This window comes from Pedobacter sp. BAL39 (genome assembly GCF_000170795.1).
GTDB lineage: Bacteria > Bacteroidota > Bacteroidia > Sphingobacteriales > Sphingobacteriaceae > Pedobacter.
The window spans coordinates 418,902-435,084 of record NZ_ABCM01000002.1 but is presented as its reverse complement, the minus strand read 5'-3'; the positions used below and the strand labels follow the sequence as shown (position 1 = coordinate 435,084).

Below are 16,183 nucleotides of genomic sequence, written 5' to 3'. Positions count from 1 at the left end.
AGTTAATATTTAAACTCTTTGCCATCAACCATTACCCGTTGTCCCTTTTCATCGAAGGTAGCCTTTTTTCCTGTCCGTACCGCCGCATTGGTCATGATATTGGCAATGGAATGGTAATAACCGGCCTCCACAGGAGCATTGGGTGTTTTCCGGCTGCGTATACACTCCATCCAGTTGCGCATGTGTGCAGAGGTAAGCTTATCTCCACCGGTATTTGCTGAAGCAGCAACTTTCTCAACAGTATCCGTCAGTTTAAGCTCCGGAAGGAGATTGGGCTGCATTTGCATTGCCTTGGCAGCACCGGCTGAAAGACCTCCTTTTGGAGAAACCATATTGGTGATCAGGTTGAGCTCACCACCATTGGAGTAGTAGATTTCCGCAGGATTTTCGTCTCCATTGTGCATTCTTGAAGTGAACACCACCTGGAAGCCATTCTGAGGGTCATCAGCAGCACCATAGTCGAATACCGCAGTGGTGGTATCCCAGTTTCTTCTGCCGTCTTTCCACTGGTAGATTCCGCCATTGGCAACAACGCTTCTTGGGTGTTTCAGGCCAGTAAACCAGTGGACAGTATCAATCTGATGCGACATCCACTGTCCGGGCATACCCGATGAATAAGGCCAGAATAAACGGTACTCCAGGTACTTACGCGGATCCCATGCTTCAAAAGGCCTGTTGATCAGGAAACGCTTCCAATCCGTATCTTCCTGTTTTAGTTTTGCTACGAGTTCAGGACGCCTCCAGCGGCCCGGTTGGTTTACGTTCCAACTCAGCTCAACCATCGTGATGTCGCCAAACTTACCGTCTTTGATGAACCTTTCGGCGGCTACATAATTGCCGCCACTTCTACGTTGTGAGCCAATCTGAAGGATTTGATTAGACGCTTTCACCGCCTTTAACGCAGCTTTGGCATCGTCCATTGTTTCCGCAAAAGGCTTCTCACAATAGACATCACACTTGGCCTGTACAGCCTCAATGGCGTGTACCGCATGCTGAAAGTCGGCAGTACTGATGATCACGGCATCAATGTCTTTGAGCCCGTAGAGCTCCTCATTATTGCGGCATGCGGTAATGTCATGGCCAAACTTGTTCTTCAACAGGTCGACGCCCAATCCGCGGCGGTAATTCCATAAATCCGATACCGCTACCATATCGAAGTTAAGCTCCTTGTGGTGGTTAAGAAACGAGGGCAGGAGTGATTGCGCGAAGCGGTCGGAGAAACCGACCACACCTACCCGTACACGGTCGTTTGCACCGATGATATTTCCATAACTTTTCGCCGACATTCCCATGGTGCCGGCATAAGTACCAGCCACTGCAATGGCCGACTGTTTAATGAATTTTCTTCTGGATGATAACATGATGAAACTTATTTAAGTGTTTTTATTTTCAAACTTCTAAAAAATACCTGGTCGCCATGGTCCTGCAAGAGGACATGTCCCTTTTCCGCCATGCCGAAATTATTCCAGTCTTTGTACTTGCTGCCCGCAACCAGCGCCGTAAACTCCGGTGTGCCGCGCTCATACTCCAGTATCTTGTAACCGTTTAACCAGTATTCTATTTTATTATCCGGAAACACACGGATCAGTCCACGGTTCCATTCCCCGATTTTGCGCTGCGCATTAGGGATTTTTTTACTGGTCATGAGGTCGTACAAAGACCCCAATGTGCGGTTGCCGTTTTTGCCAAGCTTGGCATCGGGATGACGCTCATCGTCGAGTACCTGGTATTCAGGGCCTATTGCTGATCCTTTATTGCCTTCGGTTAAGGTGACAAAATATTTCACCCCACTATTGGCGCCGGGAGTCAGCTTGAAGTCGAACTTCAGCTCAAAAGCACCGTATTGCTTTTCGGTAACAATGTCGCCGCCATGAGTAGACTCACTGCCGTCAGACTTCACCACACTCAGCTCTCCGTCTTTAATCAACCACCCTGATTCCGGGAAAGTGCTTTTATAGGCACCACGCCATCCCTCAGTAGTACGGCCATCCCATAACAGGCTGTAACCTTCTGCTTTTTCCTGAGCGCTGAGGTCATTGGGAACCATATTCACCACAAAGATCTTATCTGCCTTTGAAGGTTTCAGGTTTTTGGTCTGGATCCTGATGTTACGCCAGCGGATCTGCTTTCCGGCAATCTCGTCTTTGCCAATGGAGTGTACCTGTAGGGCGATGAATCCGGCTGGGGTCATATTGTCCACCACATTTGCCGCAGGAACACCATTCACCCACGTTCTGATGCTATTTCCAATACATTCTATCCGGTATTTGTTCCATGATCCATTTTTAAAAGCCAGTTTTCCTTTTGGGTTGATGTCCATAGGGTAGAGCCAGCCTCTTCTCGCTTCATCGTAGATACCACCACTAAACTGCCGGTCGGAAGGATCTACTTCCACCTGGTAACCATGTACACGTCCGTTCTCATAGTCTGATTTACTTTCACTGCGGATTTGGATTCCTGAATTCATCGAAGGGTCTGCCATCAGCTCTACTTCCAGGATGAAATCGCCGTAATCGACATCTGTACATAGGAAAGAATTGGGTTCAGCACTTACAGTGGTACCGATAATCTCTCCATTGCGGACCTCATATTTTGCCTTTCCATTCAGCTGTTTCCATCCGCTGAGGTCTTTTCCATTGAATAGTTGCTGCCACTGCTGCGCTTTGAGGAGCGCCGGCTTACCGGTCAGCAACAAGGCTGCAATTAATAATACATGTTTTGGTTTCATTGCTTTGTGTGTTATAGGGTAAAAAGATTAATCATAAGGGTGATTATTGGTTGTTGCAAATTCATCGGTCAGTTTGTTCAGTTCAACAGCTCCGGGGATTTTTGTGTTGTTGATGAGGATCCGATACCGGAAGGTTACTGACTTACCGGGAGCAAGAGTGAGGTTCATTGTTTCCTTTCCATTGCTGAAAATATGCTGTCCTAAAGGGTTCTGGGCAAAAAGACCGTAACCACGTGCATGCCAGTACCCAGGGTAGCCCGGGTTTTTAGGATGATCCATAATGGTTATGCTCACTGCAGAGCCATCTTTTGTACCCGTAAGGCGACACCAGTTTGCCCGTGTTCCCCATACCTCATCACCGGCTTTACCGATGCTGTTGAGGTAGCTGCCACTGGTTACCGCCGGATCAGGACTGGCGATGGTCAGGCTGCCACGCTCACTTGTCATTTCCATGACCTCGTCGCTGGGCATTTCCAGCTCGCTGGCAACGCGGATCCCCAGCAGTCCATCTTTCACATCTTTAAAACGAACGGTATCATTGCTTGCGGTCAGGGTAGTGATGCGTTCAATCGTTCTTGATTTGTCAGTGCCGGAAAATATAAAACTGGTATGTTCTTCCAGCAATATACGGCGGTCCTGGCGCTCCCAGTTTGCCGTGTAACTCAGTCGCCCTTCTCTTTTTCCTTCCTTCATCTGCGTCACCTGTACCGATCTGATCCAGCCATAACGTGATTTCCTTTCCGCGGGAATAGCGTAGGAGTTGTTCCAGAAATCAATACCGTTTACATCCTCGTAGGTAAACCATAACCCCGCCTGGTGTGGGTGGTCAATGCGCTCGTCCTCCCGGGGGTTCAGCGGAAAACCTCTGGTAATAACCGCGTCGTTGGCAGCATGAATAGGAAACAATACCGGCTTTTCCAGTGAGTCTGAAAAGACAAAACTGCTGAAGTACTTGCCATCCACACCGATATCAATCCTGGAGGTATTGATGTGATGCAGAAAGCTGATGCGCTTACTTTGTGCATGAAGTTGCAACTGCAGAAAGCAGCAGGCCACGATCAAATATTTGTTCATATTCCGGTTAGTTCTTTAGAAACACAGTACATTGCAAGAGATGATGATGCTCTGCCAGTCTCATCATGCTAATATAAATTTCTCAGGCCATAAAGCGGCTTTTTATAGCTAAATTGAACCGAAAAAATTACGATAACGTTGGAGTAGATGATGGACCGTAAACGATTTCTAAATTTGATGCTTGCCACTACAACGGTAAGTATACCATTCTATACATCTGGATTTTCCCACAGAAAACAGGAACCTCTTTCGGACATACGGCTGCCTTCGTATTTAAAAGCGGGGGACACCATCGGCATCACCAGTCCGGCAGGTTTCATTACCTTGGCCGAAATCAGGCCCGCAGTGGAGCTGATACAAAGCTGGGGATTTAGGGTAGTTATTGGCGAAACCATTGGCCGTCGTGATTTTACCTTTGGCGGGACTGATCAACAACGTGCAGAAGACCTTCAGATGATGCTGGACAATAACGCTGTCCATGCCATTATGTGCGCCAGGGGAGGTTATGGTACAGTAAGAATCATCGATCGGCTGGATTTCTCGAGGTTCCGGCAGCATCCGAAATGGATCATCGGTTTCAGTGACATTACTTTACTGCATTGCCACCTGAATAGCCACATCGGTATTGCGTCAATACATGCCAAAATGTGTAATAGCTTTCCTTCTGACTGGCTCAATGCGGATCCTGTACAAATACAAACGATTTTGTCCATCCGTCAGGCGCTGAGCGGTGAGCGCATCACCTATACTGCGCCCTCCAGTCCTGCAAATCGTGAGGGTAGTGCTGAAGGACAACTTGTTGGAGGAAACCTAAGCATCATAGAAACGCTCGCGGGCAGTAGTTCTGATCTGGATACTGCCGGCAAGATCCTCTTCCTGGAAGATACCGGTGAATATTTATACAGCATTGACCGTATGTTGTGGAACCTTAAAAGAAGCGGGAAGCTCGCCAGGTTAAGGGGACTCATCATCGGTGGCTTTAAAGTAAAACCTGACGACGCAGGCGAGGAGTTCGGGAAATCCATTTACGAAATCGTTATGGAGAAAGTCGGAGACTATCAATACCCGGTATGTTTCGGCTTCCCGGTAGGCCATCAGCGGGAAAATTACGCGCTGAAATCCGGAGTGCATCACCGGCTAATCGTCGATCCAAGCGGGGTAACACTGAGTGTGCCATAGGCGATTTCCTGCGCACTTTTTTTCTTCTTGCGACTAAACCATGATTTGACTTTACTGAAGGCATTGGTAACTTTTTCCTTTGGTTTCCTGGTGTACTTACTTACCAGATAACCGGGCGTAAACTGGTGTATGTACTCTTTAACATCATCCTTGATTTTTGTTTCCTGCAGCCGGCAGCTAATCTTCAGTTCTGCCTTCATATTGCGGAGGTCAGTGAGATTGTTGATGTCATCGTAGTTGTATATCTTTCCCATTGTATAGATTATTTAGATTTGGTGTGTATCAGCCCTGAACTAAGTGGTAGGAGCGGAACCTGTTATACGTGCTCTACATGGTCTTCAAAATCACTATTGTCCCTAAACCGGTTGCTGATGGATTGTTTCACATGTTCTTTGATGTTGTCCAGCTGTTCGAGCTGCCCCTGCGTCAGGTCCTGCAGTTCATAACCTGCATCCTTAATTGACAAACTAAGCTCATCTCTGGTATCTTTCCCCTTTAGCGGAGCAAGTAGCAGTCCCAATGCAGCACCCGCAGCCATTCCTGCCAATACTCCGATCAGTATTTTTGTATTTCCGTTCATATTTATTTCTACGTCCTTATACAATATAAACTTACCAGCGCCGAATTTGTTTCCAGAATTCCTAACTTTAGGCTTTCTTCAATACTGAACCCATTGACAAATATCCCATCCATAAGATTATCAACACTGACAGCTCAGATACAGCAGACACTAGATGGGGTATTCGGAAACATGAGCTTTTGGGTGATTGCTGATATCAGCAATTATACCTATAAGGTACAGAGCAATTATCATTATTTCGAACTTATAGAGAAAGATAGTGGCTCCTCGCGGGTAGTTGCCCGTATTGCGGGCAGAGCATGGGGCAATGCCTCGCTGCACATCCGCAATTTTGAGAAAACTACAGGTCAGCAGTTTAAGAATGACATCAATGTGCTTGTCCAGGTGTCCGTGCAATATAATCCTTCGTTTGGTCTTCAGCTGAACCTTCTTGATATCGACACCAGTTTCACACTTGGAAAGTTTGAACAGCAAAGGAAGGAAACGCTGGAACGCCTTGTAAGGGAAAATGGCGATTTTATACAGCGTAATGGGGAACAGTATTTTACAAGGAATAAAGGATTGCGGTTCAATAGGGTACTGCAGCGGATTGCGGTACTTTCTTCGGACACCTCCGCAGGATTTCAGGATTTTAAACATACATTGGAACACAATCCTTTCGGGTATCATTTTGATGTCGATGATTATTTCACATTGGTACAAGGCGAGGGCAATGCCCGCCAGTTTTTATCCAGGCTAATTGCGGTATTTGAGTCTCAAAAAAAATACGATGCACTGGTGATCATCCGGGGAGGTGGCGCGCAGTCGGACTTTGTAATGTTCGACAATTACGAGCTGAACAGGGCGATCGCTAAATTTCCGATACCGATCATCACAGGGATTGGACACCAGAAAAATGAGACCATTGCCGACCTGATGGCCCATACCTCTACAAAAACACCTACCAAGGCTGCCGAGTTGCTGATTGCCCACAACAGACATTTTGAAGAGCAGCTGCTGAATATGCAGCAAACTGTCCTGATCCGGACATTTCAAATGATCAACCTGCAGAAAGACCGGTTAGGACAGCTCAATCAACTGACCATCAATACCAGTAAAAATCTGCTCCATGAGCACCACCGTCTGCTCATGAACCGTTCAAATATGCTCATCAGCAACCCAAGGGTGCTAATGGCCAATAAACAGAAAGACCTTGGAAACCTGGTGATCAATATGAAGACCTACAGCAGGATGTACTTTCAGAACAAACAGGCAAACATAGCTCATTTTGAGTCGCTCGTGAAAATGATGAGTCCAAAGAACATCCTCAATAAGGGTTTTGCATTGCTGATGCGAGATGGTAAGATCACGAGCGATGCATCCGCTATAGAACCGGGAACGGAGCTTACCGTTCATCTCGCATCTGCAATATTAAAAACAACAGTAAAATCTAAATCAACGAATGATGGAAACGAATTTAACCTATGAGCTTGCCTACAGAGAGCTGGCGGAGATCACGCAGGAATTAGAAACAGAGGCTGTTTCTGTAGATGTACTGGCTGAAAAAGTAAAAAGGGCATCCGAGCTCATCGGCTTTTGTCAGGGAAAACTACGGGCAACGGAAACTGAAGTCAACAAGATTATCAAACAGATGGAAAATGAAAAGTAGGATTACAGCCAATGGTTTGCCTGGTACCAGCGTATCGTTTCTTTAACCCCATTTTCCAGATCATATTGGGGCTTGAAGTTTAATTCCTCTACCAGCGCCTCGATGTCGCACGCCCAATTGACAGCGGTCAGCTCAGCCATTTTTTCTTTATTCAATGCCGGCGTGTCTTTTCGGTTTTTATAAATAAAATCCATTACTGAGGCCAGCATCCCTACAAATGATACCGGTAAATGTATGCGAAAGGCTTTTTTGTGTAGGGTCTTCTTTACCTCGTCGGCAAGCGCATATCTACTGTAACCTCTTCCGTCGGAGATGTTGTAACTCCTGCCGGTTAAGCCGGAGCTCAGTGCAGCGACAATTGCTGCAGCAAGATCTTTCACGTAAATGAAGCTTAGTTGTTGCCCAAAGCGACCAATATGTGGATCAATCCCTTTGTTGATCGTATTGATGATGATGAAAAGGTCCTTCTCCCTCGGCCCGTACACGGCAGTAGGACGGATCGTGATCAGAGGAAGCCCCGAAATGTCCGCCAGGTATTGTTCTGCTAATAATTTACTGCGTCCATAATTGGTAACCGGCGAAGGAACAGCGTCTGCGGCAATTGATTTTGAAAGATCTGAAATCGGTCCTATAGCTGCGAGACTGCTGACCAGAACAAACTTCTCAAGCGGAATTGCTGCCTCCTTTGCTGCAAGGGCAAGATTTTTCGAATAGGTTGCATTTACCTTATTGTAGGCTTCCAATGTTTTAGCCTTGGTGATGCCGGCTGCATGAATGATGTAGTGGTATTGCCCTGTTTCCAGTTGTTCTTTAAGCCGGACGGGATCCTGGTAATCCAGGTTGACGTAGTGGATCGGGAGATCCAATAAATGCGACCTGTCCGTTTCGGGGCGGACGGCCGCATGTACTTCAAGTCCTGCTTCCAGCGCTTTATTAATCAGGTGGTAGCCCACAAAACCAGTAGCGCCGGTAATGAGTACTTTTTTTATCATATTGACTTCTCAAAAAGTCTGTATTTTCTATATAATTTGCCGCCGATCTGCTCAATAGCGCTGTTCATCAAGTCGTTGTGATCCAGCATCCAAGATGCTTCGGCGTATTCGAATTTCTTGTCCTGAAATGCCTTGATAATCGAACCATACAAACAGGCCTCTATACCCATCTTACGATAACCGTCAACGACTCCAAGAGCCATGATCCTTAAGCCTTTGACTTTACGTTTGTACCATAGCAACTTCAATAATCCCAAAGGAAATAACCTGCCTCTCTTTATTTTGATCAGGGCAGTATTAATATCCGGGATTGCAAGAGAGAACGCAACAAGTTTACCTTCCTGTTCAGCAACATACACAAAATCAGGATCAATGATGAGCTTCAGGTCATTTGCAAGGTATTCGAATTCTTTATCTGTTGTCGGCACAAAGCCCATGTTTTTATCCCAGGCTTTATTGTATACTTCACGAACTTTCGTTACTTCATTCTTGAAATCCTTCATGTTGATTTTACGAATGATGATCTTGTTGCGCTTCAGTCTGGATTCCAGCGCAGCAACAAGCCTCATAGACCGATCGTTATAATCACCGGCAAAAAACTTGTAAGCACGGAGGTCCACTTTTTTTGAAAAGCCCGCATTTTCTATCAGTTGAAGATAGTAGGGGGGATTGTAAGGCATCTGCACTACCGGAGGCCCGTCAAATCCCTGTATCAATAGGGCGTTGACTTCATTTGTCGAGAAGTTCACGGGGCCCATCATAGAGGTCAGCTGGCGTGCTTTCAGCCATTCCCTTGCTGCAGTAAATAGGAGGTCAGCAACTTCCTGGTCGTTAATGCAGTCGAAGAATCCCCAGTGCCCCTCAGTGGCCTCGTATATTTTATTGTGGTTGTTGTTTTGTATAGCCGCAATCCTTCCTACCACTTTGTCACCTTCATAGGCAAGAAAACACTGCAATGAAGAATGTTCAAAGAAAGGGTGTTTGCCCGGCGTGAGCAAGTCGCGCTGAGCAATGAAAAGTTCCGGAACATAATTTGGATCTCCCTGATACAGGTCGTGAGGAAAATCAATAAAAGCAGCTAACTGTGTTTTGTCGTTTACAGCGACGATCTTCTTCATATAGCTACCTGAGAAGGTTTCAGATCTACTTCCTTGGCTGCCGCCGCAATTTTATCTACAGCCTCTTCAATCTGCTCGAAAGTATGAGTTGCCATTAAAGAGAACCTGATCAGCGACGCATCAGATGGGACAGCAGGGGACACAACCGGATTCACAAAGATGCCATTATTGCTGAGGATATTTGTGATCAAAAATGTTTTATCATTATCTCTGATGTACACAGGAATAATCGGGCTGTCGGTATGACCAATGTCGAATCCTGCCTCTAGTAAAAGCTTTTTTGCATAATTGGTATTTGCCCAAAGCTGATCGATACGTTCTGGTTCTGACTCGATGATGTCAAGTGCCGCAATTACACTCGCCACAGCAGAAGGAGGCATACTTGCGCTGAACATCAATGATCTTGCACGGTGTTTTACATATTCTATTGTCTCTTCTGTACCAGCGATGAAACCGCCCAGCGAAGCAAGTGATTTACTGAAGGTACCCATGATCAGGTCAACCTGGTCGGTGAGGCCAAAGTGTGAAGCCGTACCTGAGCCATTAATGCCGATAACCCCCAGGCTGTGTGCATCATCCATCATGATATTTGCACCAAACTCTTCGGCGATTTTCACAATTTCAGGTAATTTTACAAGGTCACCCTCCATACTGAAAATACCGTCAGCGACGATCAGCTTTGCAGCATCTTCGGGTAAACGGCTCAGTTTTTTTCTCAGGTCATCCATGTCGTTGTGCGCATATTTGATAGAGCGTGAAAAAGACAACCTGCTGCCATCAATAATGGATGCATGGTCATATTCATCAAGAATCAGGTAGTCATTTCTATCCAGCAGGCATGAAATTACGCCGAGGTTTACCTGAAAACCAGTACTGAAAAGCACAGCAGCTTCTTTGCCTACGTAAGCGGCAAGTCTTCTTTCAAGCTCGATATGGATGTCCAGTGTTCCGTTCAGGAAACGGGAACCAGCACAGCCAGTGCCATATTTGTCGATGGCCTGTTTTGCAGCTTCTTTAATTTTTGGGTGGTTGGTTAGTCCAAGATAGGAGTTAGAGCCAAACATCAGCACCTTCTTCCCATCTATAACAACTTCTGTGTCCTGTCCTGATTCAATGGCCCGAAAATAAGGGTATAAGCCTCTTTCCTTGATTGCTGTAGCGTCTTTAAAAGCTGCTATCCTATCGTGTAATTTTTTGCGCATGCTAGTACTAATATATTTAGATCACGGAGCTTCTTTTTGTAAATGGTTTTTAAAGAGAAATTAATAGCTCTGTCTTTAATAATTTCTTTCGCCAAGTCTTTTTAATTTTGACAATTTTGTCAAACAAATAAAAACTTCCCAAATCTAAGATCATAAACACAGAAAACAAAACATTGAAGTCATCCAAGTTTGAATATATTACTTTTTAAAACAAAATTTACAATTTTCTTATAATTTCTTTGGGTGTTCCCGTCTTTTAGAATTTTTAAAAATACAGAATTCTTTCCGGGCAAAATGATATAATTTGAAAAAAGACAAAATTTGCTATGCGTTAACTTTAAGGCAATAACAGGGGATGAGCGAATTCTTCAGTGATAAAATTAAAACATTTGAATTGTTTTCAGGGTTATCCTTACCAGGATAAACAGGCTAACATCACTTGCTTCAACATCAATTTTATTTTAACATAATGGATCAGAAAATTATCAGTCTCTATGATGCGTATACCCACAGTAGCATCAGCAGGAAAGCGTTTATGAGAAAACTCGCCCTCCTGGCGGGAAGCACGGCAATGGCAATGACCATACTTCCTCTTTTGGAAAACAATTATGCAAGAGGGGCCAGGGTAGATGATCAGGAGCTTGATACGGAAATGGTCAGCTATAAAGGAGATGATGGCGAGGTAAAAGCCTTTCTGGCCAAGCCTAAAGGAAAGAAGAATTTAGGAACAGTATTGGTGATCCATGAAAACAGAGGGCTGAACCCACACATCATTGAGGTGACAAAGCGGGTCGCGCTAGCTGGATTTCTTGCCCTGGGCGTGGATGCCTTATCCCCGTTGGGAGGTACACCGCAAGACGAGGACAAAGCCAGGGAGATGATCGGTAGACTTGATGCAGATAAAAACCTTCAGAATTATCTGGATGGGCTTGACTTCCTAAGGAAGCACAAGGACGGAAATGGCAAAGCCGGATGTCTGGGCTTTTGCTGGGGAGGGGGGATGGCCAATAAACTAGCGGTAAATGATCCCACACTGCTGGTTGCAGTCTCCTACTATGGTGCACAGCCAAAGACAGAAGATGTGCCAGCGATCAAATCCAGCATCATGTTACATTACGGTGGCCTCGACGAACGCATTAATTCAGGAATTCCGCCCTACGAAGAGGCCTTGAAAAACAACCATATAGATTATCAGCTATTCATCTACGAAGGTGTCAATCATGCTTTTAATAACGACACTTCGCCTACAAGATTCAATGAGGCGGCGGCGGGGCTTGCCTGGCAGCGTACGATAGATTTATTTAAAATTAAGCTCAGCTGATGTTTGCCGGAGCTGATTTTGAAAAGATGCTGATCGGGGAGCAGGAATGGACGTTCATCCCCCAGATCCTGATACGCACATTGGTTATGTACCTGGTGATTCTGCTGAGCCTACGGACGCTCGGAAAGCGGGGCGTAAAACAGTTGTCCGTATTCGAGCTGGTGGTCATCATTGGGTTGGGCTCTGCAGCTGGAGATCCCATGTTCTATAGTGAGGTGGGACTGCTTTCTTCCATACTGGTATTTCTGGTGGTCGTGATTGCTTACCGGCTGACCGCCTATCTGGTGAATAAAAATAAAAAGATTGAAATCCTCCTGGAAGGGAGTTGCACCTGCCTGATCCAACACGGCCGCTTTGCCATCCATAATTTTGAAAAGGAAAATCTTGCCCAGGATGAATTTTTCTCGGAACTCCGCCTCAAGAGTATCGCTCACCTCGGGCAGGTGGAACTGGCCATTATAGAGACTTCCGGCAGCATCAGCGTTTTCTATTATCCCGATAAGGAAGTGAAGTATGGTCTGCCCATCCTGCCGGAGCTGTTCTGCCAAAAGATGGTTAATATCGAAAGAAAGGATTTTTATTCCTGCAGTTTTTGTGGCCACACGGAGCTCATAGCTACCACAGGCCAGCATTACTGCCCCGTATGCACAAAAAAAGAATGGGTGAAGTCCATCCAAACCTTAAGGATGAGTTAATTGAAAAAAATATACTGCTGCCAAAACAATATGAGACATTCGCTGTTCTAATAATTAATTGATAATTATACTTATAACTGACACTAGCATTGGAAATTAACCAGAAAATGCGTAACTTTGTGTAAATTTTTAAACATTAATGAAGATATTTATTACAGGCCTTCCTTTAGAAGTAGGGGAAGATGAATTAACAGCCGTATTTGGTGATTTCGGTCAAGTAAAATCACTTAGGATTATCAAAGATCGCGAGACTGGGCAAAGTCGTGGATTTGGTTTTGTGGAAATGCCAGTAGAAGAAGAGGCAAAAGAAGCAATCAAACGCATGAACGGTGGCGATTACAATGGTAATCGTATCAAAGTTGCTGAAGCTCAGGAAAAACCAGGTACCGGTGGTGCTGGTGGTGGTTTCAAACGCAACAACCGTACAGAGAAAAGCTATTAATTAGCTTTTTTCTTTTACAAAATACGATGTATTGAAGATTTTAGAATAATCTATCATAGGCAGCAAGTATGTTCTTTATTGAACATGTTTGCTGTTTTTTTTTGGATAAATCCCACCATTCATGTTAAAGAAATACCCCTTGTTTCACCTGGGCTTTTTTACCGTATTCGCAATTCAGGTGATTGCGGTACTTGCCGACCTGCGTCCTTTAATATCGGCCACAAAACCATTGATCTGCATGCTGATGATGGCTGGGTTGTACGGGGAAACGAAACTCAAAGGACGCTTTCATAAAAGAATCTTCAGCGGGCTTTTTCTTGCACTTGTAGGAGATCTGTTCCTGCTCTGCAACGATAGTGGCGCAAATTATTTCAGCTATGGCCTCGCGGCATTTTTCCTCAGCCATATCTGTTACATCCGTGCTTTTTATCTTGACTTTAGCTCTGCACCTGAGCTGGATAAAAAAGGGGCAAGGCTTGCGATTTTATTGTGTGCGACCTGTAGCGTGTCCTTTTACCTCTTCATCAGGTCTCATCTGGGGGCAATGAAACTACCTGTACTTGCATACCTTATTGTCATTAGTGTCCTGGTCATGATGGCTGCATTTCGCCGGTTTAGGGTAAATAACATAAGTTTTAACCTCATCCTCATTGGCGCAGTCATCTTTACCTTATCTGATGCATTGCTGAGCCTGGACAAATTTGTGATTCCTTTTAAAGGCGCTGAGTGTTGCATTTTGGCAACCTATATGCTTGCGCAATACCTCATCACCCTCGGTGCTATCGAAAGAAGACTGCTCTTAAAAGATTAATTGATCTTTTTCTCTTTATCCAGGATCGTAAATACCTGAACCAGACGCTGCCCATCCTCGTCTACCAGTGTAAGTGTGTGTTTTCCGGCTGACGGACTTATGGCGATCTGATGGTAACCCTGCGTGGTCGCTACAAATTCATCGTCGATGTGCCAGTAAATTTTAGCCCTATCATTGCGGTGGGTCGCATTAAAGACGACCTTTCCACGTGTGCCGTCAAATTCAACTGGAACATAAATGCTGGAGTTATTTTTTGGATAGATCATGTCCATCACATACCCGCTATTCTGATCCCCACAGCCTGGTTTCCAGGGTGGTAACGACTTGTAATCGCTGTTTTTGATTTTATAGTAATACTCCATCGCGGGAGGCAATATAAACCAGGACCGGTGCTGCATCAGCGATGGAGATTCACAATGGTCCGTTACCCGGTACGTTCCACTGTGGTCCAGATGGACCATTTTATGGTAGGGGCAGAGCGCGGTCTTCTCCGCAGCCGGGGAGACGAGTATGGTTTTGACCTCAGCGCAATATTCCCCAGCCTTATATCCGCTCTGGCGGCATACCCGCATTTTTTTAAGTTGATTACCTGGGGTGGAGAACCATTTTTTATCAGGCAGTAACTTGAAGATATCAAAGAGTACAGGAGCGGCGACATCGATTCCTGTCAGGCCTGGGCGACCTTCTCCATCGGCATTGCCCACCCATATACAAACCACGTAAGCAGGGTTGAGCCCCACGGCCCATCCATCCCTGAAGCCGAAACTGGTTCCTGTTTTCCAGGCAATGCGGCGCGAAGAGGAGAACTGTTCCCATAATCCTTCCTCACCGGGTCTCATGAGTTCTTCCATAGCGTTGAAAGTATTCCATATCGCACCATAGTCAAAGATGCCGTTGCGCTCCGTTTGATACTGGTCAAACCGCTGGTCTCTTTTTCGTTCGAAATACCGGGGTGTATCATAATCGCGAGGATTATATTTGCCCCCGTAATCATTGTAGTGGTTCAGGCTCCTCGCCATGCCCATATAAGTTTTCGCAAGGTCCCACATCGTCACCTCACTTCCTCCAAGGATAAGGGAGAGCCCATAATGGTCAGCAGGCCGGTTCAGCGTGCTGATGCCCAGCTTTTTCAGCTTATCATAAAAACGCGGGTATTTATAATTTTGCAGCATCTTCACTGCCGGGATATTCAGCGAACGGCTCAGCGCCCTGTCGGCAGGAATGGCACCATCATATCCGAGGTCGTAATTTTGCGGCGAATAGCCACCAATCTGCGTTGGTATGTCAGGAATGAGCGTTTGAGGAAGAATAAAGCCATCATTTAACATGCTTGCATACAGCAGTGGTTTTAGGGTACTTCCCGGACTTCTGGGTGCCCTAATCATATCAACATGACTTTCCAGCTCTTTATTTTCTGGTTGATAGTGATTGCCGGTATAGGCTGCAACAGTGCCATCTTCAATATTGAGGACCAGTGCTGCAATGTTGTTGATGTCATTTGCCCGGTAGCGGTTTTGGTATCGTTTGAGGATGGCATTTACTTTTAGCTGCAGGTCGTAATCGACAGTGGAGGTCATCCTTGTTCCCGCTACCTTCAGCTGTCTGCGTTCTTCTTTGAACCTGTTGAGCAGGTGAGGTGCATGCTGCGGCAGCGGCTGTGGTTTGCCTGGAATAGGCTCCAGCTTAGACAGATTAGCTGTAGCAGGGTCGATGATGCCCATCGACGCAATTTTATCCAGCAGGTCGTTTCTTTTTTTGATCAGACGGGCAGCATTTTTTCCCGGATGCACCAGCGAAGGACTATTGGGCAGTACGGCAAGCGTGGCCATTTCTCCCCATGACAATGAATTTGCGGGTCGGCCAAAGTAGCGCCAGGAAGCGGCTTCCAGGCCTACCACATTACTCCCAAAAGGGGCATTGGCCATGTACAGCGAAAGGATTTCGGTCTTTGAATGACTAAGTTCCAGTCTGAAGGCCAGGAGGAGTTCAATAATTTTCTGTGTAAACGTGCGGGACTCACGTCTTGAAAGGCGTATCACTTGCATGGTCAGCGTGCTGCCGCCACTAACAACAGCACCGGCCATGAAGTTCTGGCGCATTGCACGTCCCATTGCCATGACATCCATACCCGGATGGTGGTAAAAACGCTTGTCCTCAAACGCGATGATGCAACTGGCAAACTTCTCAGGCACACTGTCTACTGCCGGAAAACGCCACTGTCCATCACTGGCAATAGCGGCGCTGAGCAGTGTCCCGTTAGCGGCCTCAATGACATAAGAAGTGGGGCTTTTAAATAATCTTGCCGGTAAAGCGAACCAAAACCACAGCAGCAGTATTACACAGCATACATCGCTGACCAGTAGTTTTGGTTCGTAAGGAAACTTTTTCAACAT

16 protein-coding genes are annotated in these 16,183 nt (G+C 45.8%); 7 read left to right on the top strand and 9 right to left on the bottom strand.

Features of this window, described 5'->3' with window-relative positions:
* Nucleotides 1-2: 2 nt before the first annotated feature.
* The 3 genes from PBAL39_RS04120 to PBAL39_RS04110 are packed head-to-tail and all read right to left on the bottom strand — an operon-like array spanning nt 3 to nt 3,802.
* Nucleotides 3-1,361: a Gfo/Idh/MocA family protein gene (locus PBAL39_RS04120; protein WP_008238615.1), complete on the bottom strand. Its 1,359-nt coding sequence runs from the start codon at nt 1,359-1,361 to the stop codon at nt 3-5.
* Between the two features lie 8 nt (nt 1,362-1,369).
* Nucleotides 1,370-2,728 carry a DUF1080 domain-containing protein gene (locus PBAL39_RS04115; RefSeq protein ID WP_008238614.1) on the bottom strand — a complete coding sequence of 453 codons (1,359 nt, stop codon included), beginning with the start codon at nt 2,726-2,728 and terminating at the stop codon, nt 1,370-1,372.
* Between the two features lie 27 nt (nt 2,729-2,755).
* Nucleotides 2,756-3,802, bottom strand: a complete 1,047-nt coding sequence (locus tag PBAL39_RS04110; protein WP_008238613.1) for a PmoA family protein — start codon at nt 3,800-3,802, stop codon at nt 2,756-2,758.
* 177 nt (nt 3,803-3,979) lie between these two features.
* Between PBAL39_RS04110 and PBAL39_RS04105 the strand changes: the two genes are divergently transcribed.
* On the top strand, nt 3,980-4,981 hold the full coding sequence (locus tag PBAL39_RS04105; RefSeq protein WP_008238612.1) for an LD-carboxypeptidase: 1,002 nt from the start codon (nt 3,980-3,982) through the stop codon (nt 4,979-4,981).
* On the opposite strand, the gene PBAL39_RS04100 is transcribed toward PBAL39_RS04105, so the two are convergent.
* Together PBAL39_RS04100 and PBAL39_RS04095 are read right to left on the bottom strand one after the other, a co-directional pair.
* Entirely contained in the window at nt 4,933-5,235 is a 303-nt protein-coding gene (locus PBAL39_RS04100; protein WP_008238610.1) for a hypothetical protein, read from the bottom strand. The genes PBAL39_RS04105 and PBAL39_RS04100 overlap by 49 nt on opposite strands.
* Before the next feature lie 62 nt (nt 5,236-5,297).
* A complete protein-coding gene (locus PBAL39_RS04095; RefSeq protein ID WP_008238608.1) occupies nt 5,298-5,561 on the bottom strand; it encodes a YtxH domain-containing protein in 264 nt (87 codons plus the stop codon).
* Between the two features lie 93 nt (nt 5,562-5,654).
* Between PBAL39_RS04095 and xseA the strand changes: the two genes are divergently transcribed.
* Nucleotides 5,655-7,028, top strand: a complete 1,374-nt coding sequence (gene xseA / locus PBAL39_RS04090) for an exodeoxyribonuclease VII large subunit (RefSeq protein WP_039866036.1) — start codon at nt 5,655-5,657, stop codon at nt 7,026-7,028.
* Entirely contained in the window at nt 7,006-7,209 is a 204-nt protein-coding gene (gene xseB, locus PBAL39_RS04085) for an exodeoxyribonuclease VII small subunit (RefSeq protein WP_008238604.1), read from the top strand. Before xseA ends, xseB begins: the two co-directional genes overlap by 23 nt.
* Nucleotides 7,210-7,211: 2 nt before the next feature.
* Here xseB and PBAL39_RS04080 read toward each other — a convergent pair whose 3' ends face one another.
* The 3 genes from PBAL39_RS04080 to PBAL39_RS04070 are packed head-to-tail and all read right to left on the bottom strand — an operon-like array spanning nt 7,212 to nt 10,521.
* Nucleotides 7,212-8,201, bottom strand: coding sequence for an NAD(P)-dependent oxidoreductase (locus PBAL39_RS04080; protein ID WP_008238602.1), 990 nt, complete (start codon nt 8,199-8,201; stop codon nt 7,212-7,214).
* Nucleotides 8,198-9,319, bottom strand: a complete 1,122-nt coding sequence (locus PBAL39_RS04075; RefSeq protein WP_008238600.1) for a hypothetical protein — start codon at nt 9,317-9,319, stop codon at nt 8,198-8,200. Before PBAL39_RS04075 ends, PBAL39_RS04080 begins: the two co-directional genes overlap by 4 nt.
* A complete protein-coding gene (locus PBAL39_RS04070; protein WP_008238597.1) occupies nt 9,316-10,521 on the bottom strand; it encodes an aminotransferase class I/II-fold pyridoxal phosphate-dependent enzyme in 1,206 nt (401 codons plus the stop codon). Before PBAL39_RS04070 ends, PBAL39_RS04075 begins: the two co-directional genes overlap by 4 nt.
* A 469-nt stretch (nt 10,522-10,990) precedes the next feature.
* Here PBAL39_RS04070 and PBAL39_RS04065 point away from each other — a divergent pair, with 469 nt between their 5' ends.
* From PBAL39_RS04065 to PBAL39_RS04050, 4 genes are all read left to right on the top strand, one after another.
* Nucleotides 10,991-11,842: a dienelactone hydrolase family protein gene (locus tag PBAL39_RS04065; RefSeq protein ID WP_008238595.1), complete on the top strand. Its 852-nt coding sequence runs from the start codon at nt 10,991-10,993 to the stop codon at nt 11,840-11,842.
* The gene (locus PBAL39_RS04060; RefSeq protein WP_008238592.1) at nt 11,842-12,537 is read left to right on the top strand and encodes a DUF421 domain-containing protein; all 696 of its coding nucleotides are present in this window, start codon (nt 11,842-11,844) and stop codon (nt 12,535-12,537) included. Before PBAL39_RS04065 ends, PBAL39_RS04060 begins: the two co-directional genes overlap by 1 nt.
* 139 nt (nt 12,538-12,676) lie before the next feature.
* Nucleotides 12,677-12,979 carry an RNA-binding protein gene (locus PBAL39_RS04055; RefSeq protein ID WP_008238590.1) on the top strand — a complete coding sequence of 101 codons (303 nt, stop codon included), beginning with the start codon at nt 12,677-12,679 and terminating at the stop codon, nt 12,977-12,979.
* Nucleotides 12,980-13,100: 121 nt separating this feature from the next.
* Nucleotides 13,101-13,790 carry a lysoplasmalogenase gene (locus tag PBAL39_RS04050; RefSeq protein WP_008238589.1) on the top strand — a complete coding sequence of 230 codons (690 nt, stop codon included), beginning with the start codon at nt 13,101-13,103 and terminating at the stop codon, nt 13,788-13,790.
* Here the strand turns inward: PBAL39_RS04050 and pbpC are convergent.
* Complete coding sequence (gene pbpC, locus PBAL39_RS04045) at nt 13,787-16,183, bottom strand: penicillin-binding protein 1C (protein ID WP_008238579.1); 2,397 nt, start codon at nt 16,181-16,183, stop codon at nt 13,787-13,789. The two genes, PBAL39_RS04050 and pbpC, sit on opposite strands and share 4 nt — an antisense overlap.